Annotated in this window: 1 protein-coding gene (only partly in view); it reads right to left on the bottom strand. The window is 70.1% G+C overall.

The window, feature by feature from the left end; genetic code table 11:
- Window positions 1-16: 16 nt before the first annotated feature.
- Window positions 17-26907 carry the 3' portion of a non-ribosomal peptide synthase/polyketide synthase gene (locus tag ACFVJ5_RS24470; RefSeq protein WP_379223351.1) on the bottom strand. It continues 16975 nt past the right edge of the window, so 26891 of the gene's 43866 nt are visible here — the last part of the coding sequence; its start codon lies off the right edge, out of view — the gene reads right to left on this strand; it ends in the stop codon at window positions 17-19.

Below are 26907 nucleotides of genomic sequence, written 5' to 3'. Positions count from 1 at the left end.
GGCGAGTAGCGGCGGACTAGTCGGCGACGATCACCGTCACTTCACCCTCGGCCGCGTCGGTCGGATCGCCTGCCACGACGAACCAGTGCGTGACCTCGCCCTCTGCCAGGTCGTCTTCGACCGAGGCGTCGGGCAGGACCGACAGGGCGCCCGCGGTGGACGAGGCCAGGAATTCCTGGACCGCGGCCGGGCCGGAGGCGTGGGTGGTGTAGGTGGTGCCTTCGTAGTCGATGCCGTGTTCGTCGCGCAGGCGCTCGGCGAGGGCCACCGCTTCGGACTGGGTGAGAACCGTGGTGTTCTCGCCGCAGACCTGCACGAAGGCCGGGTGGTCCTCGGCCAGGGGGCGGACTCGGTCGGCGTAGGAGACGGGATGGGCCGCGGCCGCGGCGATCTCGTCTTCGACGTCGGCCAGGATCAGCCACTGACCCGCCACCCCGGCGACCGGCGTCGCGCTGATACCGAAAAGAGCTCCGGCGGCGGCGATCTCGACGCCGGGAAGTTCGCCGGCGAACAGCACCGCGGCACCCGCCTTCTGGACCGCCCAGGCGGCGAGGACCGAATCCACGCTGCGCGGCAGCGAGATCGCGACCACGTCGCCGGGGCCCGCGCCGCGCGCGATGAGCACGCGGGCCAGCTGCGAGGACTTGCGATCCAGTGCGCTGTAGGCGATTTCGCTGTCACCGCGCAGCAGCGCCGGAGCCTGCGGATCGGCTTCGACGACCTCGGCGAGCACCTTGGCCACCGTCTGCGCGCCGACACCGGAAGCGACCGGAGCCGAAACAGCGGCTGTCACACCGGAATCGGCGAGCAGCTGAGCGCGTTCGCTCGCATCGAGGATGTCGATGTCGCCGACCAGACCGGACGGGTTGTCGAGCAACTCGTCGAGCACCCGCAGCAGGCGCTGCGACAGCGTGCGGACCTCATCGGCGGTGAAGGTGCTGGTCAGGTACTTCATCGTGATCTCGATGGTCGACTCGGCCATCACCACCAGCGTGAGCGGGTAGTGGGTCGCGTCGTCGAGGCCCACACCGGTGACCTGCATGCCGTCGATCGAGCTCGCCGCGGTGACGGCGTCCTTGTCCATCGGGTAGGACTCGAACACCACCAGCGTGTCGAACTGCGAGCCCATGCCCGCCACCCGCTGGATGTCGGACAGCCCGACGAAGTGGTGGCTGAGCAGTTCGGCCTGCTCGGACTGCACCCGCTGGGTGAGCTTCTCCGCGGTCATCCGGTCGTCGATCTGGATGCGCACGGGCAGGGTGTTGATGAACAGGCCGACCATCGACTCGACGCCGGGCAGTTCCGCCGGGCGACCCGAGACGGTCGCGCCGAACACCACGTCGTCGCGGCCGGTGAGGCGACCGACGACGATGCCCCACGCGGTCTGCAGCATCGTGTTCACGGTGACACCGAGCTCGCCGGCGAACTTGCCGAGCGCCCTGGTGCGGTCGTTGTCGATCTCGACGATGACCTTGCCGAGCTCGTAGCGCTCCTCGGTGCGCGGCGCGGGCGCGAGCTGGGTGGGGCCTTCGACCCCGGCCAGCGCGTCGGCCCACACCTGCAGCGACACTTCGCGATCCCAGCCCGAGAGCCAGGACAGGAAGTTGCGGTAGGACGCCACCCGCGGGAGCGCGGTGAGGTCGCCGTGGACCGCGTAGAGGACGAGCAGGTCGCGCATGAGCAGCGGCATGGACCAGCCGTCGACCAGGATGTGGTGGACGGTGATCGCCAGGTGCGAGTGCTCCTCGTCGATCTTGTAGAGACCGAAGCGGATCAGCGGCGCGGTGGCCATGTCGAACTGGTTCGCCTGGTCGGCGCGCAACAGTTGCCGCATGCGCGGCATCCGCTCGTCTTCGGGCAGGTCGGTGAGGTCGACCTCGCGCCACGGCACCTCGAGCTCGGACAGCACCACCTGCACCGGCTGACCGGCCGAATCGGTGACGAACGCGGTCCGCAGGTTCGGGTACCGGTCGAGCACGGCCTGGGCCGCGCCGCGCAGCCGCTCGGTGTCGAGGGTGCCGGTCAGGTCGAGGACGGCCTGCACGGTGTAGACGTCGACGGTCGCCGAGCTGAGCATGGCGTGGAACATCAGGCCCGCCTGCAGCGGCGAGAGCGGCCACACCTCCGACAGCGCCGGGTAGTCGCGCTCCCACAGCTCGAGATCGGACTGGCCGACCCGGATCAGGGACATGTCGGACGGGGTGAAGCCACCCGCGTCGGCACGCTGGGCATGCGTGGCGAGCGCGGTGAGCGCCGCCACGAACAGGTCGGCGAACTCCTGCGCCTGGTCGGCGGTGAGCAGACCCTTCGGGAACGCGATGTTCGCGCCGAGCTGCGGTCCCTCGTCGCCGTCGTTGACGATGGCGTTGATGTCCAGGGTCGCGTTGGCGGGCATGTCGAGGTCCATCTCGGCGTCGAGCCGGCCCAGATCCGCCACCGGCACCCAGCCGAGTTCGGCGAGCTCGGTGGGGATCTCACCGGCGGTCGCGCGACCGAGGTAGTTGAAGCTGATCTGGCCCACGCTCGGCAGGTCGGCACCGTCGAGGTACTTCAGCATGCCGAAGCCGATGCCCTTGTCCGGCACCGCGAGCATCTGCTCCTTGACCGATTTGATGACGTCACCGAGCACGGCGCCACCGGCGAACGCGTCGTCGAGGTCGGCGCCGGCCAGGTCGAGCCGGACCGGGAAGGCGGTGGTGAACCAGCCGACGGTGCGCGACAGATCCGCACCGGCGACGATCTCTTCCTGGCGGCCGTGGCCTTCCAGCTTGATCAGTGCCGCGGTACCGGATTCGTCACCACGCCACCGGGATACGGCCAGTGCGAGCGCGGTGAGCAGACCGTCGTTGACGCCGCCGTGGTAGAGGCCGGGGATCGCGGTGAGGACCGCGTCGGTGACCTCGGGCGACAGGGTGACCTGCACCCGGTCGACGGTGGCGAAGGTGTCCACCTGCGGGTCGAACGCCCGCGCGCCAAGCTGCGGATCGGCGGTGGCCGAAACCTCGCGCCAGAACGGCAGTTCCGCGCGACGATCCGTCGACTGCTCGACCAGGCTGTGCGCCCAGCGACGCATCGAGGTGCCGTTGACCGGCAGCGTGACCTGCTGGCCCGCCGCGATCTGACCCCAGGCCATGCCGAGGTCCGGGATCAGGATGCGCCAGGAGACGCCGTCGATCACGAAGTGGTGGCCGACGATGAGCAGTGCGTCGCGGCGGCGCGGTCCGTCGGCGTTGTCGCCGAAGGCGAACCAGACGAACTGCACCATGGCGGCGTTCGCGGGGTCGAGACGACCCATCGCCTCGTCGTATTCGACACTGGCCAGCTTGGACAGCTGGTCGTCGGCGATGTCGCCGGACACCTCGACCCGACGCACGAGGGTGGTCACGTCGACCTCACCCGGCGCCAACGCCTCGAAGATCCAACCGTTCTCGGGATCCTTCGCGACCCGCGAACGCAGCACATCGTGGTGGTCGAAGACCGCACCGATGGTGGCGTGCAGGACATCGGCGGTGATGTTGTCGGGCAGGCGAAGCACCATCGACTGGGAGAACCGGTCGTAGGTGGAACCGCTCGCCAGGATCTGGCGCATGATCGGCAGCATCGGGATATCGCCGACGCCGCCTCCCGGCAGCTCCTCGAGCACGATCTGTTCGGCGTCGCCCGCCAGCACAGCGATCTCGGCGAGCCCTGCGACGCTGCGCTTGTCGAACACATCGCGCGGCTTGAAGAGCACGCCGCGGTCCTTGGCCCGCGAGACCAGCTGGATGGACAGGATCGAGTCGCCGCCGAGAGCGAAGAACGAATCGTCGAGGCCGACGGCGTCCACACCGAGCACCTCGGCGAAGACGGTCGCGATGATCGCCTCGACTTCGCTGGTCGGCGTGCGGAACTCGCGCGGGGCCAGGACCGGCTCGGGCAGTGCGCGCCGGTCCAGCTTGCCCGCGGGGGTCAGCGGGATCTCGTCGAGGACCATCACGGCGGCGGGCACCATGTGCGCGGGCAGGTGCTGCGCCGCGTACTCGACCAGGGCGGCCGGGTCCACGTTGCCGCGGACGTAGGACACCAGGATGGTGGCGCCCGCGTCGGTCTTGCGGCCGATGGTGGCGGCGAACTCGACGTCGTCGTGCGCGGTGAGGACCGCGTCGATCTCGCCCAGTTCGATGCGGAAGCCGCGGATCTTCACCTGGAAGTCGTTGCGGCCCACGTATTCCACGACCGGCTTGCCGTGCACCGTGCGCCAGGCGACGACGTCACCGGTGCGGTACAGGCGCTCGCCTGCCGCGTACGGGCTGGCCACGAAACGCTCGGCGGTGAGGCCGTGGCGCGCGTGGTAGCCCCGCGCCAGCGGCACACCGCCCAGGTACAGCTCACCGGCCACGCCCTCGGGGACCGGGTGCAGGCGGCTGTCGAGCACGTACACGGTCGCGCCCGCGATCGGGCCACCGATGTTCATGGTGTCGCCCGGCAGCAGCGGATCGGACAGGTTGGTGGCGATGGTCGCCTCGGTCGGACCGTAGGCGTTGTAGAACCGGTGCAGCGCCGGGTCGGTACCCGCGCTGTGCCAGTTCGCGACCAAGTCGACGGGGGCTTTGTCGCCACCGACGATCAGCGCTTCGAGCCCGGCCAGTGCCGCGGGTTCCATCGACGCCGCGACCAGCGGGGTGAGGAACACATGGGTCAGCTGCTGGCCGGCGATGATGTCGGCCAGTTCCTCGCCACCGACCACACCGACCGGCGTGATCACCAGGGTGCCCGCCGAGCCGACGGCCAGGAGGAACTCGAGGATCGACGCGTCGAACGACGGTGACGCGAACGCCAGGGTCCGCGCGTTCTTGTCGAGGCCGAACTGCGCGACCTGGGCGGCGGCGAAGTTGGGCACACCGGCGTGGGTGACGACGACGCCCTTGGGCAGACCCGTCGAACCCGAGGTGTAGATCATGTAGGCCGTGTTGCCGGGGCGGACCGCGCCACGGCGATCGGCCTCGGTGAGCTCGGCATCGGACTGCGCGGCGATCGCGGCCTCGGTGGCCGCGTCGTCGAGAGTGAGCCAGTCGCCCAGCGCGGGCGCGGGCAGGTGGTCGACCTCGGCCGACACCGTGATGCCCAGTGCCGCACCGGAGTCCGACATCATGTGCGCGATGCGCTCGGCCGGGTACTTCGGGTCGACCGGCAGGAACGCCGCACCGGTCTTGCTGACGGCCCAGATGGCGAGGGTGGTGTCGAGTGAACGCTGCATGGCGATGGCGACGACGGTCTCCGGTGCCGCACCGCGCTCGATGAGCACCCGCGCCAGGCGCGAGGATGCCGCGTCGAGCTCGGCGTAGGTCAGCGAGGCCGACTCGCCCGGCGCCACGATGGCCTGACCGGTCGGGTTGGTCGCCACAGCCTGGGCCAGCAGCTCCGGCAGGGTGCTCACCGCGGCGGCGGGACCGCCTGTGCGGGTGAGCAGTTCGGTGCGCTCGACGCTGTCGAGGAGTTCGAGGTCACCGACCGGGGTGGTGGTGTCGGCGACGACCTCGGCGAGCAGACGCTGGAAGCGCTGCGCGAACTTCTCCACCGTCGACCGGTCGAACAGCGCACTGGCGTAGGAGAACTCGGCGTAGGCGCCCGCGTCGTCGCCTGCTGCCGCTTCCCGCACGGTGAGCAGCAGGTCGAACTTGGCGGTGTCGACGTCGAAGTCGACGGCCGAGACCGACAGGCCGGGCAGCTCGAAGCCTGCGTCGGGCAGGTTCTCGAACGACAGCGCCACCTGGAACAGCGGGTGCCGCGCGGTGGAGCGCTCGGGGTTGAGCAGTTCCACCAGACGTTCGAACGGGATGTCGGCGTGAGCGAAGGCGGCCAGGTCGGCTTCCTTGGCCTGGGTCAACAGCTCGGCGAAGGTGAGCTGTCCGCCGACCTGCGTGCGCAGGGCGAGGGTGTTGACGAACATGCCGATCACGTCGTCGAGTTCGGCCTCGCCACGGCCCGCGATCGGGGTGCCGATGACGATGTCCTCGGTGCCCGACATGCGCGCCAGGAAGACCGCCAGCGCGGTGTGCACGACCATGAACAGCGTCGCGTTCTGCTCGCGAGCGATGGCGGACAGTCCGGCGTGGATGTCACCACCGATCGGGAACAGCACCCGGCCGCCGGCGAAGGACTGCGTGCTGGGACGCGGCCGATCCAGCGGCAGGTTCAGCTCGTCGGGCACACCGGCGAGCGCGCGCTTCCAGTAGTCGGCCTGCTGGGCGATGAGGCTGGTCTCGTCGGTCTCGGCGCCGAGCACCTCGCGCTGCCAGACGCTGAAGTCGGCGTACTGCACCGGCATCGGCGCCCAGCCCGGTGCTTCACCGGTGGCACGGGCGGCGTAGGCGATCATCACGTCGCGGGTCAGCGGGCCCATGGACCAGCCGTCGGCGCTGATGTGGTGGGCCACGAAGACGAGGACGAACTCCTCGTCGGCGACCTGCATGAGCTTCGCGCGCAACGGAACTTCGTCGATCACGTCGAAACCGGTGGTGATCAGCTCGGCGATCTTGTCGCGCACCTGTTCGGGGGCAACGGTTTCCGGCGTCAGATCTGGGACGTTGCCTTCGACCGGCAGGATCACCTGGTGCGGTGTGCCGTCGGTCGACGGGTACACCGTGCGCAGGGTCTCGTGCCGCGCGAGCACATCGGCGACTGCCAGCTGCAATGCCTCGACATCCAGCGCGCCCGACAGGCGGACGGCGACAGGGATGTTGTTCACCGAAGAGGCAGTGTCGAACTGGTTCAGGAACCACATGCGCTGCTGTGCGAGCGACAGCGGCACCTGGTCCGGGCGCGCAGCGGCGACCAGCGCGCGACGCCCACCGGCACCCGCACCCTGCTCGACCTTCACCGCGAGTCCGGCCACCGTCGACGCCTCGAACAGCAGGCGCACGGGCACCCGGCTGTCCAGGGCGGCGCCGAGGCGGGCCGCCACCTGGGTGGCCAGCAGCGAGTTGCCGCCGAGGGCGAAGAAGTCGTCGTCGGCACCGACGCGCTCGGCGCCGAGAACATCGGCGAACACGCCGGCCACGATCTCCTCGATCGGGGTCGACGGCGCGCGGAAGGTCTGTGCCTCGAACTCCGGCTCCGGCAGCGCCTTGCGGTCGAGCTTGCCGTTGACATTCAGCGGCAGCGCATCCATGACGACGAACGCGGCGGGCACCATGTACGACGGCAGCCCGGCGGCCAGCGTCGACTTGACCTGCGCCACCTCGATATCCGAGCCGACCAGGTAGGCGACCAGACGGTCACCGGTGCGCGGATCGGACTTGGCGATCACCGCGGTCTGGGCGATCTCGGGCAGCGCGAGCAGCGCGGCCTCGATCTCGCCGAGCTCGATCCGGAAGCCGCGGATCTTCACCTGGAAGTCGGTGCGGCCGCGGTAGTCGAGCTCGCGGTTGTGCCAGGCCACCAGGTCACCGGTGCGGTACATGCGAGTACCCGGGGTGAACGGGTTGGCCACGAAGCGGTCGGCGGTCAGGTCGGGGCGACCGTAGTAGCCGCGAGCCAGCTGCGCGCCTGCCAGGTACAGCTCACCGGCGACACCGTCGGGCACCGGGCGCAGACGCTCGTCGAGCACGTAGACCTGGCTGTTCCACTCGGGCGAGCCGATGGAGACCGACACCTGGTCGGCGGCGTTCACCCGGTGCGAGGTGATCGAGACCGCGGCCTCGGTCGGGCCGTACAGGTTGAACAGCTCGGTGCGGCTGAACTCCGCGCGGAAACGCTGGGCCAGCGAACCCGGCAGCGCCTCACCGATGGCGAGGACCCGCCACAGCGAATCGGGCATCCCCGAGGCCAGCAGCGCGTCGAGCATCGACGGCACCACATGCAGAGTGGTGACCCATTCGCGGGCCATCAGCTCGTTGAGGTAGGCCGGGTCACGATGACCGTCGGCCGAGGCGATCACCAGGCGACCACCGCAGACCGCGGCCGACCAGAACTCCCAGACCGAGAGGTCGAAGGTGGCGGCGGTCTTGAGCAGCACCGCGTCGGCGGCGTCCATGCCGAACTCGATCAGCTTCCACTGCAGCTGGTTGGCGATGGATTGGTGAGGAACGGCGACCCCCTTGGGGCGCCCGGTGGAGCCGGACGTGAAGATCACGTAGGCGGTGTTGTTTGGACGCAGCGGTTCGGTGCGCTCGGTATCGGAAATCGGTGCCGCGCTCAGCGATTCGAGGTCGAGCTCGTCGACGCGAACCACCGGTGCGACGTCGGTGCCGAACTCGGCGTTGGTCAGCACGCAGACCGGTGCCGCCGTCTCGAGGATGTAGTCGGTGCGCTCGGCCGCCTGATCGGGGTCGACCGGCACGTACGCGCCGCCGGATTTGGCCACCGCGTACATCGCGACAACCAGGTCCACGGAGCGGCGCATCGCCAGCGCGACACGGGACTCCGGGCCCACACCGCGCGAGATCAGGTGCCGCGCGAGACGGTTCACCTTCGCGTCGAGTTCGGCGTAGGTGAGCTGCGCGCCGTCGTCGGTGACCAGCGCGGTCGACTTCGGATCGGCGGCCACCGTCGCGTCGAGCAGCGAGACCAGGGTGGCCTCGGTGTCGACCGAGTAGGTGGTGGCGTTGCGGGCGTCGAGGATCTGGGTGCGTTCGGCCGGGGCCAACAGCTCGATATCGCCGACCGCGGTTCGCGGGGTGGCGACGATCGCGCCGAGCAGGCGGGCGAACCGCTCCACGAAGCCTTCGACCGTGGCGTGGTCGAACAGGTCGGTGGCGTAGGTGAACAGACCCGAGATACCTTCGGGCTCACCGGCATCGCCGTAGCGGTCGGTGGCGATCAGGTGCAGATCGAACTGCGACAGCTCGGTGGCGATGTCGAGGCCGGAGACGGTCAGGCCCGGCAGTTCCAGGGTGGCGCGGCTGAGGTTCTGGAACGACAGGCCGACCTGGAACAGCGGGTGACGCGCGGTGGAGCGCACCGGGTTGAGCACCTCGACGAGACGCTCGAACGGCACGTCGGCGTTGGCGAACGCCGCGATGTCGTCTTCGCGCTGGCGGGCCAGCAGTTCGGTGAACGCTTCGCCGCCGTCGACCTTGGTGCGGAACACCAGGGTGTTGACGAACATGCCGATCATGTCGTCGAGCGCCGCTTCGCCACGTCCGGCCATCGGGGTGCCGATGGCGATGTCGTCGGTGCCGGACAGGCGGGCCAGCAGCACCGCGAGGGCGGTGTGCACGACCATGAACAGCGTCGCGCCCTCGGCACGGGCCAGCTCGACCAGCGCACGATGGGTGTCGGCGTCGATCTGGACATCGACCTTGCTGCCGGCGAAGGTCTGCACCGCGGGGCGCGGACGGTCGGCGGGCAGGTCGAGCTGATCGGGCAGGTCCGCGAGGGCCTGCTTCCAGTGCGCGACCTGCTTGGACGCCATCGAGTCGGCGTCGTCCTCGCTGCCGAGGAGGTCGCGCTGCCAGATGCTGTAGTCCGCGTACTGCACGGCCAGCGGGGCCCAGCCGGGCTCGGAGCCCATCGAACGGGCCGCGTAGGCGGTCATCAGGTCGCGGGTCAGCGGGGCGACCGAGGAACCGTCACCGGAGATGTGATGCACCACGAGGGCGAGCACGAAGTCGCCCGCGATGCTCCCGGCGGGCCCGGAGGCGGTAGCGGAGCGTGACCACGCAGGGCCCTCGAGAGCATCGCCATCGGATACAGCGTTCTCGACGCGGAATAGCGCCACCTTGAGGGGGACCTCGACGGTGACGTCGAACATCGTCGACATCAGTTCCGCCACAGCCGTTTCCACCTGGTCGGCGGCGACGGTGCGTTCGATCAGTTCCGGCGCGGCCTGCGCGGGCGACAGGATCACCTGTGCCGCACCGGCTTCGGTCTGCGGGTAGATCGTGCGCAGGATCTCGTGGCGGGTCACCAGGTCGGTGACCGCCGCACGCAGCGCGTTCACGTCGAGGTCGCCGGTGAGGCGGACCGCGACGGGCACGTTGTAGGCGGCCGACTGGGTGTCGAAGCGGTTGAGGAACCACATCCGCTGCTGCGCGAGCGAGAGCGGGATGTGCGCGGGGCGCGGACCCGCGGTCAGCGCCTTACGGTCACCGGTCTCGGCATGCTGCTCGACCCGCTGGGCCAGTGCGGCCACCGTGGACGCCTCGAACAGCAGCCGCACGGGGATGCGGGTGTCGAGTGCCGCGCCGAGGCGGGCGGCGACCTGCGTGGCCAGCAGCGAGTTACCGCCCCAGGCGAAGAAGTCGTCGTCGAGGCCGAAGCGCTTGTCGGCGTCGAGGCGAAGGACCTCGGCGAAGGTGGCGGCGACGAGCTGTTCGCTCGGGCTCACCGGCGCGCGGAACACGGCCTTCTCGACCTCGGGCTCCGGCAGGGCCTTGCGGTCGAGCTTGCCGTTGGCGTTGAGCGGCAGCGCGTCGAGCTGCAGGAACACGGTCGGAACCATGTACGACGGCAGCTCGGCGGCCAGCGCGGCACGCAGGGCCAGCTTGTCGACCACATCGCCGGCCACGACGTAGGCGACCAGGCGGTCGCCGACCACGGGATCGGTGTGGGCCAGGACAGCGGCGGAGGTGATACCGGCCTGACGCAGCAGCGCGGCCTCGATCTCGCCGAGTTCGATGCGGAAGCCGCGGATCTTCACCTGGAAGTCGGTGCGGCCGCGGTAGTCGAGCTCGCCGTCGGCGTTCCAGGCGACGAGGTCGCCGGTGCGGTACATGCGCTCGCCGGTCACCGAGAACGGGTCGGCGACGAAGCGGTCGGCGGTCAGGTCGGCGCGACCGTAGTAGCCGCGGGCCAGCTGGGCGCCGGCCAGGTACAGCTCGCCGGAGACACCCACCGGAACCGGGCGCAGGCGCGAATCCAGCACGTAGACACGGCTGTTCCACTCCGGTGCGCCGATCGAGACCGACACCGTGTCCGCGTCGGTGACCGCGTGGCTGGTGATCGAGACCGCGGCCTCGGTCGGTCCGTACAGGTTGAACAGCACGGCGGTGTTCGCCGTGCGGAAACGCTGCGCGGTCGCGGCGGGCAGCGCCTCACCGATGGCGAGGACCCGGCGCAACGTACGCGGTAGTGCCGCACCGGATTCGGTGAGCAAGGCGTCGAGCATCGACGGCACCACGTGCAGCGTGGTGACGCCGGCGGCCCGCATCAGGTCGTTGAGGTAGGCCGGGTCACGGTGGCCGTCGGCGGTGGCGACCACCAGGCGGGCGCCCGCGACGGCGGCGGTCCAGAACTCCCAGACCGAGAGGTCGAAGGTGGCGGCCGTCTTGAGCAGCACCGCGTCGTCGGCGCCGATACCGAATTCGGCCGTCTCCCACAGCAACTGGTTGACGATCGCGCCGTGCGAGACCGCCACACCCTTGGGCTTGCCGGTCGAGCCGGACGTGAAGATGACGTACGCGGTGTTCGCGGGGACCAGGGTGCGCCCGGTGATCTCCTCAGCGCTGACATCGCTCAGGTCGAGGTCATCGAGGACCACAACTTCGGCTGCCGCCGTGCTGAATTCGGCGTTCGCCGTCGTCAGCACGACAGCCGGTGCGGCCGTCTCCAGGATGTAGTCGGTGCGCTCGGCAGGCTGATCCGGGTCGATCGGCACATAGGCCGCGCCCGTGCGGGCCACCGCGTACATCGCGATGATCAGCTCGGCGGAACGGCGGATGGCAAGAGCCACCCGGTCTTCGGTGCCGATCCCGCGCGAGATCAGGTGCCGCGCGAGACGGTTGACCTCGGCGTCGAGCTCGGCGTAGGTCAGCTCGCGGCGTCCTGCGACCGTCCGACCGACTGCAGCGGTGCCACTACCGGATTCGGCGCCGGCGGCAACCGCTTCGGATTCCGACTCGTCCACGACCAGCGCGATGGCCTCGGGAGTGGCCGCCACTGTCGCATCGAGCAGCGACACCAGGGTGGCGTCGGTGTCGACCGCGTGCGCGGTGTCGTTCCACGCCGTGACGATCCGCTCGGATTCCGGCGTGGTGAGCAGGTCGATATCGCCGACCGCGATGGTGGCGTCGGCGGCGACCGCGTCGAGCACCAGCAGGAAGCGGTCGGCGAAGCTCTGGACGGTCGACTCGTCGAACAGGTCGATGGCGTAACCGAATTCGGTGACCAGCTGGGCCGGTGCGCCGTCGTCGGTGTAGCGGTCGTAGAGGGTGACGTGCAGGTCGGTCTTGGCCAGCTGCGAGTCGTAGTCGACGGCGCTGACGGTCAGGCCGGGCAGTTCGAAGGTGGTGTCGGCCAGGTTCTGGAACGACAGGCCCACCTGGAACAGCGGATTGCGCGCGGTGGAGCGGACCGGGTTGAGCACCTCGACCAGCCGCTCGAACGGTACGTCGGCGTTGGCGAAGGCTTCCAGGTCGCGGTTGCGCACATCGGCGAGCAGTTCGGCGAAGGAGGCGCCGGAGTCGACGGCGGTGCGGAACACCAGGGTGTTGACGAACATGCCGATCAGGTCGTCGAGCTCACGCTCGCCACGGCCGGCGATCGGGGTGCCGACGGCGATGTCGTCGGTGCCGGACAGGCGAGCGAGCAGCACCGCGAGCGCGGCGTGCACGACCATGAACAGCGAGGCGTTGTTCGCCCGTGCCAGGTCGTGCAGGGCCGCGTGCCGGGTCGGGTCGATCTCGAAGCGGATGGCCTGGCCCTGGAACGACTGCGCGGGTGGGCGCGGCCGGTCGGCGGGCAGTTCGAGCTGGTCGGGCAGACCGGCCAGCGCTTCGCTCCAGTAGGCGACCTGCTTGGCGGCGAGGGATTCGGGATCGGTCTCGTCGCCGAGGACCTCGCGCTGCCACAGCGCGTAGTCGGCGTACTGCACGGGCAGCGGCGCCCACTGCGGGGCCTCGCCCTGCACGCGGGCCACGTAGGCGGCCATGATGTCGCGAGCCAGCGGGCCCATCGAGGAACCGTCGGCGGAGACGTGGTGCACGGTGAACGCCAGCACGTGGTCGGTCTCGTGCAGTTCGAACAGCGCGACCTTGAGCGGCACCTCGTGGGTGACGTCGAAGGTGGTCATCGCGAATTCGATGACGCTGCCGAGCAATTCGGCCTCGGTGACCGCGATGTGGTGCACCACGGCGCGACTCTGCGAGACGGGCAGGATCACCTGGTGCGGGCCGTCGGGCGAGCCCGGGTAGGTGGTGCGCAGCATTTCGTGGCGGGCGAACACGTCGCCGATGGCCTGCTCGAGCGCGGGCACGTCGAGTTCGCCGGTGAGGCGGACGGCCAGGGGGATGTTGTCGACCGCGGAGGTGGACGTGTCGAACTGGTTGAGGAACCAGTAGCGCTGCTGGGCGGGCGAGAGCGGTATGACGGCGGGCCGCTCCCCCGCGGTCAGGCGCGGACGGGTCCGTCCGGAGCCCGCGTTGTGCTCGGCGCGGGCGGCCAGTGCGGAGACCGTCGAGGCCTCGAACAGGTCGCGCACCGAGAGCTGGGTGTCCAGGGCCGCACCGATGCGGGCGGTGACCTGGGTGGCCAGCAGCGAGTTGCCGCCGAGTTCGAAGAAGTCGTCGTCGGCGCCGACGCGGGTCACGCCGAGCACGTCGCCGAAGGTGCCCGCCACGATCTCTTCGATCGGGGTGGACGCCGCGCGGAACACCTTGGCCTCGAACACCGGCGCGGGCAGCGCCTTGCGGTCGAGCTTGCCGGAAGCGTTGAGCGGGAAGGCATCCAGGATCACGAAGGCGGTGGGGACCATGTAGGCCGGCAGCGCGCCGCCGAGTTCGGTGCGCACGGCATCGAGGTCGATGCTCGTACCGGCCGCCGGGATCAGGTAGCCGACCAGCTGGTCACCGAGGCGCTCGTCGGAGCGGACCACGACCACCGACTGGGCGATCGAGGGCAGCGCGGTGAGCGCGGACTCGATCTCGCCGAGTTCGATGCGCAGACCACGCAGCTTCACCTGGAAGTCGGTGCGGCCCAGGTATTCCAGCTCGCCGTCGGCGGTCCAGGCGACGAGGTCGCCGGTGCGGTACATGCGTTCGCCGTCGGTTCCGAACGGGTCGGCGACGAAGCGGTCGGCGGTGAGGTCGGGACGGTTGACGTAACCGCGCGCCAGCTGGACACCGGCCAGGTACAGCTCGCCGGGAACGCCGACGGGTGTCGGGTGCAGACGCGAATCCAGCACGTACACCTGGGTGTTGAAGACCGGCGCACCGATCGGCACCGAGGTGGTGTCGGCGTCGGTGACCTCGTGGAAGGTGACGTCGACGGCGGCTTCGGTGGGGCCGTACAGGTTGTGCAGGGCCGCGCCGGTGAGGGCGCGCATCCGCTGCGCGGTCGGCGCGGGCAGCGCCTCACCCGAGGCGAACACCAGGCGCAGGCTGCTCGAGATCTCCCGACCGTCGGCGAGCGCGACAGCGGCGGACTCGGCGAGTTCGGCGACGAACACCGACATCATCGACGGCACGAAGTGCGCGGTGGTGACGCCCTCGGTGGCGATGATCTCGGCCAGGTAGGCCGGATCGCGGTGACCGTCGGGCTTCGCGACAACCAGCTTCGCGCCGATCTGCAAGGGCCAGAAGAACTCCCACACCGACACGTCGAACGTCGCCGGCGTCTTCTGCAAGACCACATCGGCTTCGGCCAGGCCGTACGCCTGCTGCATCCACACCAAACGGTTGACGATCGCGCCGTGGCTGACCGCCACACCCTTCGGACGACCCGTCGAACCCGACGTGAAGATCACATACGCCGTGTTCTCCGGACGCAACGGCGCGATGCGCTCGGCATCGGTGACCGGCGCATCCGAGTAGCCCGAGAGATCCAGGCGTTCGATGTTGAGCGCCGTGGTCGAACCGGCGTCGAATTCGTCACGGACAGTGGTCAATACGCACACCGGCGCCGCGGTCTCGAGCACGTAGTGGGTGCGCTCGGCCGGGTGGTCGGGGTCCAGCGGCACGTAGGCGCCACCGGCCACGCTCACCGCGTACATGCCGATCACCAGATCGAGCGAGCGGCGCATGCCGAGCGCGACCATGGTGTCCGGGCCGACACCCTGGGCGATGAGATGACGGGCGAGGCGGTTCACCTGCGCGGTGAACTCGCGGTAGGACAGACTCGTCCCCTCGAACGTGAGGGCGGTCGCGTTCGGGCTGGTCGCGGCCTGTGCCTCGAACATCGACACCAGCGTGGCGGCCTGGTCGACCGGGTGCTCGGTGGCGTTCCAGTCGGTGACCACCTGGCGGTATTCGGCCGGGGCCAGCAGGTCGACCTCGCCGATCGCGCGGGTGGGCTTGGCCACGACCGCGGTCAGCATCCGCACCAGGCGCTGTGCGAGGGCGGCGATGGTGTCGGCGTCGAACATGTCCGTGGCGTAGGCGAATTCGGCGGTCATGCCGTCGGCGGAACCGTCGGCGCGGTGGCGATCGGCCAGGTTCAGGTGCAGATCGAACTTGGCGGTGACCACGTCGAGGGGCACACCCGCGACCTCGAGGCCGGGCAGTTCGAAGGAGGCCTCACCTGTGTTCTGGAAGGACAGCATCACCTGGAACAGCGGGTGGCGGGCCTGCGAACGGGCCGGGTTGAGGATCTCCACGAGCCGCTCGAACGGCAGGTCGGCGTGACCGAAGGCGGCGAGGTCGTTCTCCCTGGTCCGGTCGAGCAGCTCGGTGAACGGCTGGGCCGGGTCGACGGCGCTGCGCAGGACCAGGGTGTTGACGAACATGCCGATGGCGTCGTCGAGCACCGCTTCACCACGACCGGCGACGGCGGTGCCGATGGCGATGTCGTCGCTGCCCGACAGGCGGGCCAGCAGTGCGGCGAACGCGGCGTGCACGACCATGAACAGGCTGGCGCCGTGTTCGCGGGCGAGCGCGTTGAGTCCGGCGGACAGGGCCGGGTCGATCGAGAACTCGTGCACGCCACCGCGATTGGACGCGACGGCGGGACGGGCCCGGTCGGCGGGCAGGTCGAGCTGGTCGGGCAGCCCGGCCAGGTTCTGCGACCAGTAGGCCACCTGCTGCGCGATCATCGACGCCGAATCGGCTTCGGCGCCCAGCGTTTCGCGCTGCCACAGGGCGAAGTCGGCGTACTGCACGGGCAGCGGGGTCCAGCCGGGCGCCTCACCGCGCGAGCGGGCGGCGTAGGCGATCATCACGTCGCGGGCCAGCGGGCGCACCGACCAACCGTCGCCGGAGATGTGGTGCACGACGAAGACCAGCACGTGGGTGTCGGGGTGCGAGCCGTCCATCGAGCCGGCGACGCGCAACAGTTCGGCGCGCACCGGGACCTCGGCGGTCACGTCGAATCCGGCGAGCACGAGTTCGCTGATGCGATCACGGATCTCGTCCTCGCCGACGGTGATCGGGTGCAGCGAGATCGGCATCTGCCCGACGGGCAGCACGACCTGCACACCCTGGCCGTCGGCGGTCTCCGGGTAGACGGTGCGCAGCACCTCGTGCCGGTCGACCACATCGGCGACGGCCTGGCGCAGGGCGTCGATGTCGAGGTCGCCGGTCAGGCGGACCGCGAGGGGGATGTTGTTGACGCCGGTCGCGCTGTCGAAGCGGTTGAGGAACCACATGCGCTGCTGCGCGAGCGAGAGCGGGATCTGGTCCGGGCGCGTACCGGCGACGAGCTCGCGACGGCTGCCGCTGCCCGCGTGGACCTCGACCTTGGCGGCCAGCGCGGCCACCGACGGCGCCTCGAACAGGGCGCGCACGGGGACGCGGGTGTCGAGGGCGGCACCGAGGCGGGCGACCACCTGGGTGGCGATGAGCGAGTTGCCGCCCAGATCGAAGAAGTCGTCGTCGAGGCCGACCGCGCGATCACCGGACAGGCCGAGCACCTCGGCGAAGGTGGCGGCGACGATCTCCTCGATCGGCGTGCGCGGCGCGCGGAACTCGCGGGCCTCGAACACCGGCTCGGGCAGGGCGCGCCGGTCGAGCTTGCCGTTGGCGCTCAGCGGCATCTCGTCGATGATGACGAAGGCGGCCGGAACCATGTAGGACGGCAGCTGCGCCGCGAGATGCGCGCGCAGAGCGTCGATGTCGACGGTCTCGCCCACGGCGGGGACGACGTAGCCGACGAGCTGGTCACCGGTGCGAGCATCCGAACGCACGACCACCACGGCCTGCGTGACGGTGTTGTGCGCGGTGAGCGCGGCTTCGATCTCGCCGAGCTCGATCCGAAGACCACGCAGCTTGACCTGGAAGTCGGTGCGGCCGAGGTAGGTGATCACGCCGTTCTCGTCGCGGCGGACGAGGTCACCGGTGCGGTACATCCGTTCGCCGTCGGTCCCGAACGGGTCGGCGACGAAGCGGTCGGCGGTGAGATCGGGGCGGCCGAAGTAGCCGCGGGCCAGCTGGGCACCAGCCAGATACAGCTCACCGGCGACACCGGCGGCGACCGGGTGCAATCGCGAATCCAGAACGTAAGCCCGCGAGTTCCAGACCGGCGTACCGATCGGGACGGCGCCGTCGACCTGGTCGGCGACCGGGCCGTGCGTCGCGTGGACGGTGAACTCGGTGGGGCCGTACAGGTTGAACAGAGCCGCGTCGCTCACCTTGCGGAATGCGACGACCGTATCGGCGGTGAATGCCTCACCGGCGATCAGCAGGGTGCGCAGCGAGGACAGAGCTCCGCCCTCGATCGCGGCCCGATCGATGCTGCCCGCGAACACGGTGAGCATCGACGGCACGAACGAGGTCATCGTGACCCGTTGCGCGGCAATGACATCGGCGAGGTACTGCGGATCGCGGTGGCCGTCGGGGCTCGCCACGACGATCCGGCCGCCGGTGCTCAGCGGGCCGAACAGCTCCCACACCGACACGTCGAAGGTGGCAGGCGTCTTGAACAGCACCACATCGTCGGCGTCGATGCCGTACTCGCCGGTGATCCAGCGGATCTGGTTCACCACGGCCGAGTGCGGCACGGCCACACCCTTCGGGCGACCGGTCGAGCCGGAGGTGAAGATGACGTAGGCCGGGTGCCGCGGGAGCAACGGGACGATCCGCTCGGCATCGCTGACCGGAGTCTGCGGGTACGCCGTGAGGTCGATCGCGTCGATGACCAGCGTCGTCGGGGCGGTGTCCACGGCCGCGTCGTCGAGTCCGAACCCGTCGCGGGTAGTGGTGAGCACGGCGACCGGGGCAGCCGTCTCCAGGACGTAGGCGATGCGGTCGGCGGGCTGGTCCAGGTCGAGCGGCACGTAGCCACCGCCTGCTTCCTGCACCGCGTAGGCCGCGACGACCAGGTCGATGCCGCGGCGCAGGCCGAGCGCGACCAGGGCTTCCGGTCCAACGCCCGCCTCGATCAGGCGATGCGCCAAACGGTGCACGCGCGCGGCGAATTCGGCGTAGGTCAGGGTTTCGCCGGTGGCGGGGTCGACCATCGCGACCGCGTCGGGCGTAGCCGCGGCCTGGCGGGCGAACTCGTCCACCAGCGTGCCCGCCTCGGGCAGCTCGCGGGCGGTGTCGTTCCAACCGTGCACGGCCAGAGTGGTTTCCGCCGAGTCGAGCAGGGCGATATCGCCGACGGCGCGGTTCGGCGCCGCCGCGATGCCGGCCAGCAGGCGGGCGAAGCGGGCACCGAAGCGGTCCATCGTCGCCGCGTCGAACAGGTCGGTGGCGTAGATCAGCTCGGCGACGATGCCGGACGCGTCGCCCGGCTTCTCGGTGAGCACGACCTGCAGGTCGAATTTGGCCACGTCGATCGGCAGATCCACGCCGCTCACGGTGAGGCCGGGCAGTTCCAGGCTGGTCTGGCCGGTGTTCTGGAAGGCCAGCATGACCTGGAACAGCGGGTGACGGGCCTGCGAGCGCGCGGGGTTGATGATCTCGACGAGCCGCTCGAACGGCAGGTCGGCGTGACCGAAGGCCGCGATGTCGCTCGCGCGGACCGCGCCGAGCAGGTCGGTGAAGCTCGCGTCGCCGTCGACCTCGGTGCGCAGCACCAGGGTGTTGACGAACATGCCGATCAGGTCGTCGAGGGCGCGCTCGCCACGGCCCGCGATGGGGGTGCCGATGGCGATGTCGTTCTCGCCGGACAGGCGCGAGAGCAGCAGTGCCAGCGCCGCGTGGGCGACCATGAACAGCGTCGCGCCGCGGGTGCGGGCCAGCTCGGTCAGGGCCGCATGGGTCTTCGCGTCGATCTCGAAGGTGTGGGTGGCGCCGCGTCCGCTGGCGACCGCGGGGCGCGGCCGGTCGGCGGGCAGATCGAGCTGCTCGGGCAGGCCGCGCAGGGTCGAACCCCAGTACGAGATCTGCTGGGCGATCACCGATTGCGCGTCGTCCTCGTCACCGAGCACGGCGCGCTGCCACAGCGCGAAGTCGGCGTACTGGACATCGAGGGGACGCCAGGCCGGTTCGGCGCCTTCGACGCGGGCGCTGTAGGCGGTCATCACGTCGCGGGTCAGCGGGCCCATGGAGAAGCCGTCGGCCGAGATGTGGTGCACGACAAGGGCGAGCACGTGTTCGGTGGGGCTCACCTCGAACAGGGCCGCACGGAACGGCACCTCGGCGGTGACGTCGAACGCGGTGCGTACCAGCTCCGAAAGCCGTTGCGGCAGTTCGGCGGCGGTGGTCTCGATCGGCGCGAGGTCGGGGATGACCTTGCCGGTCGGCACGATCACCTGGTAGCCGGCGCCGGAAACCTCCGGATAGTAGCTGCGCAGGGATTCGTGACGAGCGAGCACGTCGGCCACGGCCACCTGCAGCGCCTGGCGGTCGAGCAAGCCCGACAGCCGGACCGCGGCGGGAATGTTGTCCACCGCGGACTCGGGGTCGAAGCGGTTGAGGAACCACATGCGCTGCTGGGCCAGCGACAGCGGCACCCGCTCGGGGCGCTGCTGGGGCACCAGCGGCGCGCGGCGTTCGGTACCGGAGTGCGTCTCGGCCCGCGCGGCCAGCCCGGCCACGGTGGAGGACTCGAACAGTTCGCGCACGCCGATATCGGTGTCCAGCGCGGCCGACAGGCGGGCGGCGACCTGGGTGGCGGTCAGCGAGTTGCCGCCGAGCGCGAAGAAGTCGTCGTCCAGGCCGACCCGGTCCAGACCGAGCACACCGGCGAAGGTGGCGGCGACGATCTCCTCGACCGGGGTGGTCGGGGCGCGGAACACCGCGGCCTCGAACACCGGCGCGGGCAGCGCCTTGCGGTCGAGCTTGCCGGAGGCGTTGAGCGGGAACTCGTCGAGCACGATGATGACCGCGGGCACCATGTAGGCGGGCAGGTTGTTGCCCAGTTCCTCGCGGGCGTCCTCGATGTCGACGGTGCGGCCGGTCGCGGGGATGACGTAGGCGACCAGCTGGTCACCGGTGTGCTGCTCGCCACGCACGACGACCACCGACTGAGCGACCTCGTCGAGGCCGGTCAGCGCGGACTCGATCTCGCCGAGCTCGATGCGCAGACCACGCAGCTTCACCTGGAAGTCGGTGCGGCCCAGGTACTCCAGCTCGCCCTGTTCGGTCCAGGCGACGAGGTCACCGGTGCGGTACATGCGCTCGCCGTCGTCACCGAACGGATCGGCGACGAAGCGATCGGAGGTCAGATCCGGGCGGGCGACGTAGCCGCGCGCCAGCTGGGCACCGGCGAGGTAGAGCTCACCCGCGACACCGACCGGGACGGGGCGCAGGCGCGCGTCGAGGACGTAGACCTGGGTGTTGAAGACCGGGGCGCCGATCGGCACCGTGTCCACGTCGGTGTCGACGACCTCGTGGAAGGTGACGTCGACGGCGGCCTCGGTGGGGCCGTACAGGTTGTGCAGCGCGGCGCCGGTCAGCTCACGCAAGCGGTGAGCGGGCTTGGGCGGCAACGCTTCACCGGAGGCGAACACCATCCGCAGCGACTCGCAGCGCGCGGCCGCGGCGTCGGCGACGAACACGGCGAGCATCGACGGCACGAAGTGCGTGACGGTGACGCCCTCGGTGCGAATGATCTCCGCGAGGTACGCCGGATCGCGATGACCGTCCGGCTTGGCGACAACGAGATTCGCGCCGATCTGCAGGGGCCAGAAGAACTCCCACACCGACACGTCGAACGTGGCAGGCGTCTTCTGCAAGACCGCATCGGCCTCGGTCAGACCGTAGGCCTGCTGCATCCACACCAAACGGTTGACGATCGCACCATGGCTGACCGCCACACCCTTCGGACGACCCGTCGAACCCGACGTGAAGATCACATACGCCGTGTTCTCCGGACGCAGCGGCGCGATCCGCTGGGCGTCGGCGACGCGGGAATCGGCGTAGCCGTCCAGGTCGAGCAGGTCGATCCGGACCTGTGCGGTGTCGATCTCCAGATCGGTGCCCGAGGTGAGCACGCAGACCGGATCCGCCGTCGCCAGAATGTATTCCGTGCGCTCGGCCGGGTGATCGGGATCCAGCGGCACGTAAGCGCCACCGGCCACGCTCACCGCGTACATGCCGACGACCAGGTCGATCGAGCGACGCATGCCCAGTGCCACATAGGTTTCCGGGCCCACGCCGCGGTCGATCAGCCAGCGCGACAGGCGGTAGACCCGCTGGGCGAACTCGGCGTAGGACAGACTCGTGCCCTCGAAGGACAGGGCGGTGGCCTGCGGCGTGCGGGCGACCTGGGCCTCGAACATCGAGACGAGGGTGGCCCGCTGGTCGACCTCGTGCGCGGTGGCGTTCCACTCGCGCACGACGAGTTCGCGTTCGGCGGCGTCGAGCAGTTCGATATCGCCCACGGCGACAGCCGGTTCCGTGGTGATCGCGGTGAGCACCCGGATCAGGCGCTCGGCGATGCGATGCACGGTGGCCGCGTCGAACAGGTCGCTCAGGTAGCCGGCGCGCACGCGCAGCTGGGTGTCGAGCTGGGCGATCAGCGACAGCGGGTAGTGGGTGGCGTCGGCCGCGTCGAGGCCGGTGACAGCCATGCCGTCGATGTCGGCGGCCTGGGCCTTGATGCCCTCGGCGTCGACCGGGTAGGACTCGAAGACCACCAGCGAGTCGAACAGGCCACCGATTCCGGCCGCGGACTGGATCTCGGCGAGGCCGATGTAGTGGTGGTCGAGCAGATCGGCCTGCTCGCCCTGGGTGCGGGTGAGCACGTCGCGCACCGATTCCGCGGCGTCGAAGCGCACGCGCACCGGGACGGTGTTGATGAACAGCCCGACCATGGATTCCACGCCGGACAGCTGCGCGGGACGACCCGAGACGGTGGTGCCGAAGAGCACGTCGTCGCGGCCGGTCATCCGGCCGAGCACGATCGACCAGGCCACCTGCAGGACGGTGTTCGGGGTGACGCCGAGGTCGGCGGCCAGCGCCACGAGCCGCGCCGTGGTGGGCTCGTCGAGGTCGAACAGGTACTCGTCGGACAGGGCGGCGATCTCGCGGCTCGCGTCGGGGCGGGCCAGCATGGTCGGCTCGGTGACGCCGCGCAGCGCGTGCGACCAGGCCTCGATCGAGACCGAGTGATCCTGGCGGGCAACCCATTCCAGGAAGTGCCGGTAGGAGCGGACGGCGGGCAGTGCGCTCGCGTCGCCGTGCAGGGCGTAGAGGGCGAGCAGGTCACGCATGACCAGCGGCGTCGACCAGCCGTCCAGGAGGATGTGGTGGTTGGACACCACGAAGCGCCATTCGTGCTCGGCGATCTGGATCAGGGTGAAGCGGATCAGCGGCGGGTCGGCCAGGTCGAAGCGCGCGGTGCGGTCGGCCTCGACGAGGTCGGCGTATTCGCCGGTCTCGATGCGATCGTGTTCGGTCCACGCCACGCGGGTGGTGTCGAGGACGACCTGCACGGCGTTGCCGTCGTGGTCGGTGACGAACGCGGTGCGCAGGGTTTCGTGGCGGTCGAGCAGCGCCTGGGCGGCGGCGCGCAGACGGGTGGCGTCGACGCGACCGGTGAGCGTGAGGACCGCCTGGGCGGTGTAGACGTCGACCGAGGTGGCGGCGAGACGGGCGTGGAAGAACAGACCTGCCTGCAGCGCGGCCAGCGGCCACACCTGGGTCAGCTCGGGGTAGCGCTTCTCCCAGGTGTCGATATCGCGCTGGGTGGAGCGCACGAGGGCGAAGTCGGACGGTGTGTGACCGCCCGCGTCGGCCGAATTGGCGTGCCGGGCAACGGCTTCCAGTGCGGTGATCCACAGGTCGGCGAATTCGCGGACCTCGGCCTCGGCGAGCAGGGTGCTCGGGTAGCCGATATTGGCGCTGAGCTTGTCGCCGACGACGATCGCGTTGACATCGAGGGGCGCCATCGCGGGCATGTCGGCGTCGTAGGCACCACCGAGGGCGGCCAGCTCGGGCGCGGGGATCCAGCCGAAGCCGCGCAGCGCGTCGGGGACGTCACTGTCGGCGACACGGCCGAGGTAGTTGAAGCTGATCTGGCCGGGGAGCTGCGTGGGCAGTTCGACGGCGGTCTCGGCGTTCATGTACCGCAGCAGGCCGTAACCGATGCCCTTGTCGGGCACCGCGAGCAGCTGTTCCTTGACCGCCTTGACGGCCTGTCCCAGCGCCGGACCACCGGCGAGCGCGGCGTCGATGTCGATGCCGGCCAGGTCGAGGCGGACCGGGAAGATGGCGGTGAACCAGCCGACGGTGCGCGACAGGTCGGCGCCGGGCGCGACCTCTTCCTCGCGACCGTGGCCTTCCAGACGCACGAGTAGCGCGTCGCCGCTCGGGTCGGCGCGGTGGCCGTTGCCGAGCGCGCCGGGACCGGTTCGGGTGGCGCGCCACTTGGCGGCGGCCAGTGCCAGCGCGGTGAGCAGACCGTCGTTGACGCCGCCGTGGAAGAGCGCGGGGACGGTGGTGAGCAGGGCCTTGGTGACCTCGGCGGACACCTCGACCGGCAGCTTCTCGACGACACCGGAGACGTCGACCGCGGGGTCCATGGGCCGCGCGGTGAGCAGCGGGTCCGGGGTGGCGACGACCTCACGCCAGAAGTCGAGTTCGGCGGCGCGGTCGGCGGTGCGCGCCTCGTCGGCCAGCGCGTGCGCCCAGGCCCGCATGGAGGTGGCGGGGGCGCCGAGCTCGGGCTGCTGCCCGGCGGAGAGCTGACCCCACGCGGAAACGAAGTCGGGCACGAGGATGCGCCACGAGACGCCGTCGACGACGAGGTGGTGAGCGACAACGATCAGGCGGCCTGCGCGACGGGCATTCGACGCACCTGCGCCCTCGTCGACGTTCAGCTCCGGCTCGAGCCAGACGAAGCGCACGACGACGCCGTCGGCCGGGTCGAGGCGGTCCAGGCTCGCATCCAGTGCGGCAGCGGCGATCTCGACGAGTTCGGCATCGGAGACGGCGGGGTCGAAAGAGGTGTGATCGATGAGCGCGGTGGCGTCGACGGTGCCTGTGGGGGCGGTGACGACGACCCAGCGGCCGTCGACCTGATGCAGGCGCGAGCGCAGCATGTCGTGACGGTCGATGACCGCCCCGACGGTGGCGGCGATGCCCGCGCGGTCGATACCGACCGGCAGTTCCAATGCCATCGTCTGGTTGAACCGGTCGAACGAACCGGAACGCTCGGCCATGAACCGCACGACCGGGGTCAGCGGCATCTCGCCGACGCCACCACCGGGCAGCTCGGCCAAGGTGATCGCGGAAGCCGCCGCGACATCGGCGGTTTCGGCGACCGAGGCCAGCCCGGCGACGGTGCGCTGTTCGAAGACGTTGCGCGGGGAGAACAGCACGCCGCGAGCCTTGGCCCGGGAGACGAGCTGGATGGAGACGATCGAGTCACCGCCCAGGGCGAAGAACGAATCGTCCACGCCCACGCGTTCCACACCCAGCACCTCGGCGAAGACCTCGGCGATGGTCTGCTCGATCGGGTTGCGCGCGGCCCGGAAGGTGACCTCGGTGGCGAACACCGGCTCCGGCAACGCCTTTCGGTCGAGCTTGCCGACCGGGGTGAGCGGCACGTGGTCGATCACCATGATCGACGACGGCACCATGTACGCGGGCAGACGATCCTCGACGTGCGCGGTCAGCGCGGCGACATCGATCGAATGCCCCGGCGCGGCAACCACATACGCGACCAGCGAGACCGCGCCCGCGGTGCTCTTGTGGCCGACGGTGGTGGCGAAGTCGACGGTCTCGTGCGAGGCGAGAGCGGAGTCGATCTCGCCCAGTTCGATCCGGAAGCCACGGATCTTGACCTGGAAGTCGGAACGACCGACGTACTCGACGGTGCGCTCGGCGGTCCAGCGCACCACGTCGCCGGTGCGGTACATCCGCTCGCCCGGGATGAACGGGTCGGCGACGAACCGGTCGGCGGTGAGCCCGGCGCGGGCGTGGTACCCACGGGCCAGCTGGATGCCCGACAGGTAGAGCTCACCCGCGACACCCACCGGTACCGGCTGGAGCTGGGTGTCCAGGATCAGCGAACGCATGCCGCGAGTCGGCCCACCGATGGTGACCAGCTCGCCCGGTGTCAGCGCGGCGCTGATGTTGGTCATGATCGTGGTCTCGGTGGGGCCGTAACCGTTGTGGAAGGCGCGAGTCGTGCCGTCCGCCAAAGGAACTGCCCACTTCGACACCAGATCGGCGGGCACCGCCTCACCACCGGCGACCAGCACGCGCAGCGAGTCGAGCCCGCTGGGGTCGAAGGTCGCCAGCGCGGCGGGGGTGATGAAGGCGTGGGTGACCCGCTCGGCGCGGATCAGCTCCGACAGCTCGTCACCGCCGTAGACACCGGGCGGGACGACGACCAGCGCACCGCCGCGGGCCAGCGCCAGCAGCAGCTCGAGGATCGAGGCGTCGAACGAGGGCGAGGCGAAATGCAGTGCGCGGGTATCGGTGTCGAGGGCGTAGCGCTTGGCCTGCTCCTCACCGAAGTTGGCCAGACCGGCGTGGGTGACGACGACGCCCTTGGGCACACCGGTGGAGCCGGAGGTGTAGATGACGTAGGCGGGCTGCTCGGGCGTGGTCGCGCGGACCAGTTCGGTGTCGGCGATCGGACCGCCGTCGAAAGCGTCCAGATCCAGCTCGTCGAGCACCAGCCAGCCCACCGCACCGGTAACGGCGGTCGAGCTTTCCGGCCGCGCCGCAACGGATTCCGCCGCCGGACGCGCAGCGATATCGGGCAGACCCACGCGCACCGACGCCACGGTGATGCCCAGCGGTGAACCGGAGTCGGTGACCATGTGGGCGATGCGGTCGGCGGGGTAGGTCGGGTCCACCGGGACGAAGGCCGCCCCGGTCTTGGCGACCGCCCACGCTGCCAGCACCGAGTCGGCCGAACGCGGCACACCGATCGCGACGAGATCCTCGGCGCCGATCCCCTCGGCGATCAGCAAGCGCGCCAACCGGTTCGAGCGTTCGTCGAGCTCGGCGTAGGACACACTCGTCCCCTGGAACACCACCGCCGGGCCCGTCGGGTTCTGAGCGACGGCCTCGGACAGCAAGGTACGCAGAGTACGGGCAGGCACCGGCGGTTCGCCGACCCGGAACACCAGGTCGGTCCGCTCGGCGGCGTCGAGCACATCGATCGCGCCGACCGTGATCGAGGCATCGGCGGCGATCGCTTCGAGCACTCGCTGCCAGCGCACGGCGATGCCGGCGACGGTGTCCTCATCGAACAGTTCGGTGGCGTAGTTCAGTGCCAGCGCCATCCCGCCGTGGCCGGGTTCACCCAGCTCGGAGAGGGTGAACTGCAGGTCGAAGCGGGCAACGCTCTCGTCGAGGTCGAGCGCCGACACTGCCAGGCCGGGCAGTTCCAGCGTGGTGCGGTCCAGGTTCTGGAAGGCCAGCATCACCTGGAACAGCGGGTTACGCGACTGCGACCGCTCCGGAGCCAGGAGTTCCACCAGGCGCTCGAACGGCACATCGGCATTGCCGAAGGCGTCGAGGTCGGTCGTGCGCGCTTGTTCCAGCAGGTCGGTGAAGGACTCGGCCGGGCGCACACCGGTGCGCAACACCAGGGTATTGACGAACATACCGACCAGGTCGTCGAGGGCCTGTTCACCACGGCCCGCGATAGGGGTGCCGACGGCGATGTCGTCGGAGCCGGACAGGCGGGCCAGCAGCACCGCGAGCGCGG

The sequence above is a fragment of the Nocardia sp. NPDC127606 genome (assembly GCF_042671725.1).
Classification (GTDB): domain Bacteria; phylum Actinomycetota; class Actinomycetes; order Mycobacteriales; family Mycobacteriaceae; genus Nocardia.
Note: the sequence above shows the minus strand (reverse complement) of the source record. Positions and strands in the feature narration are given on the sequence as shown.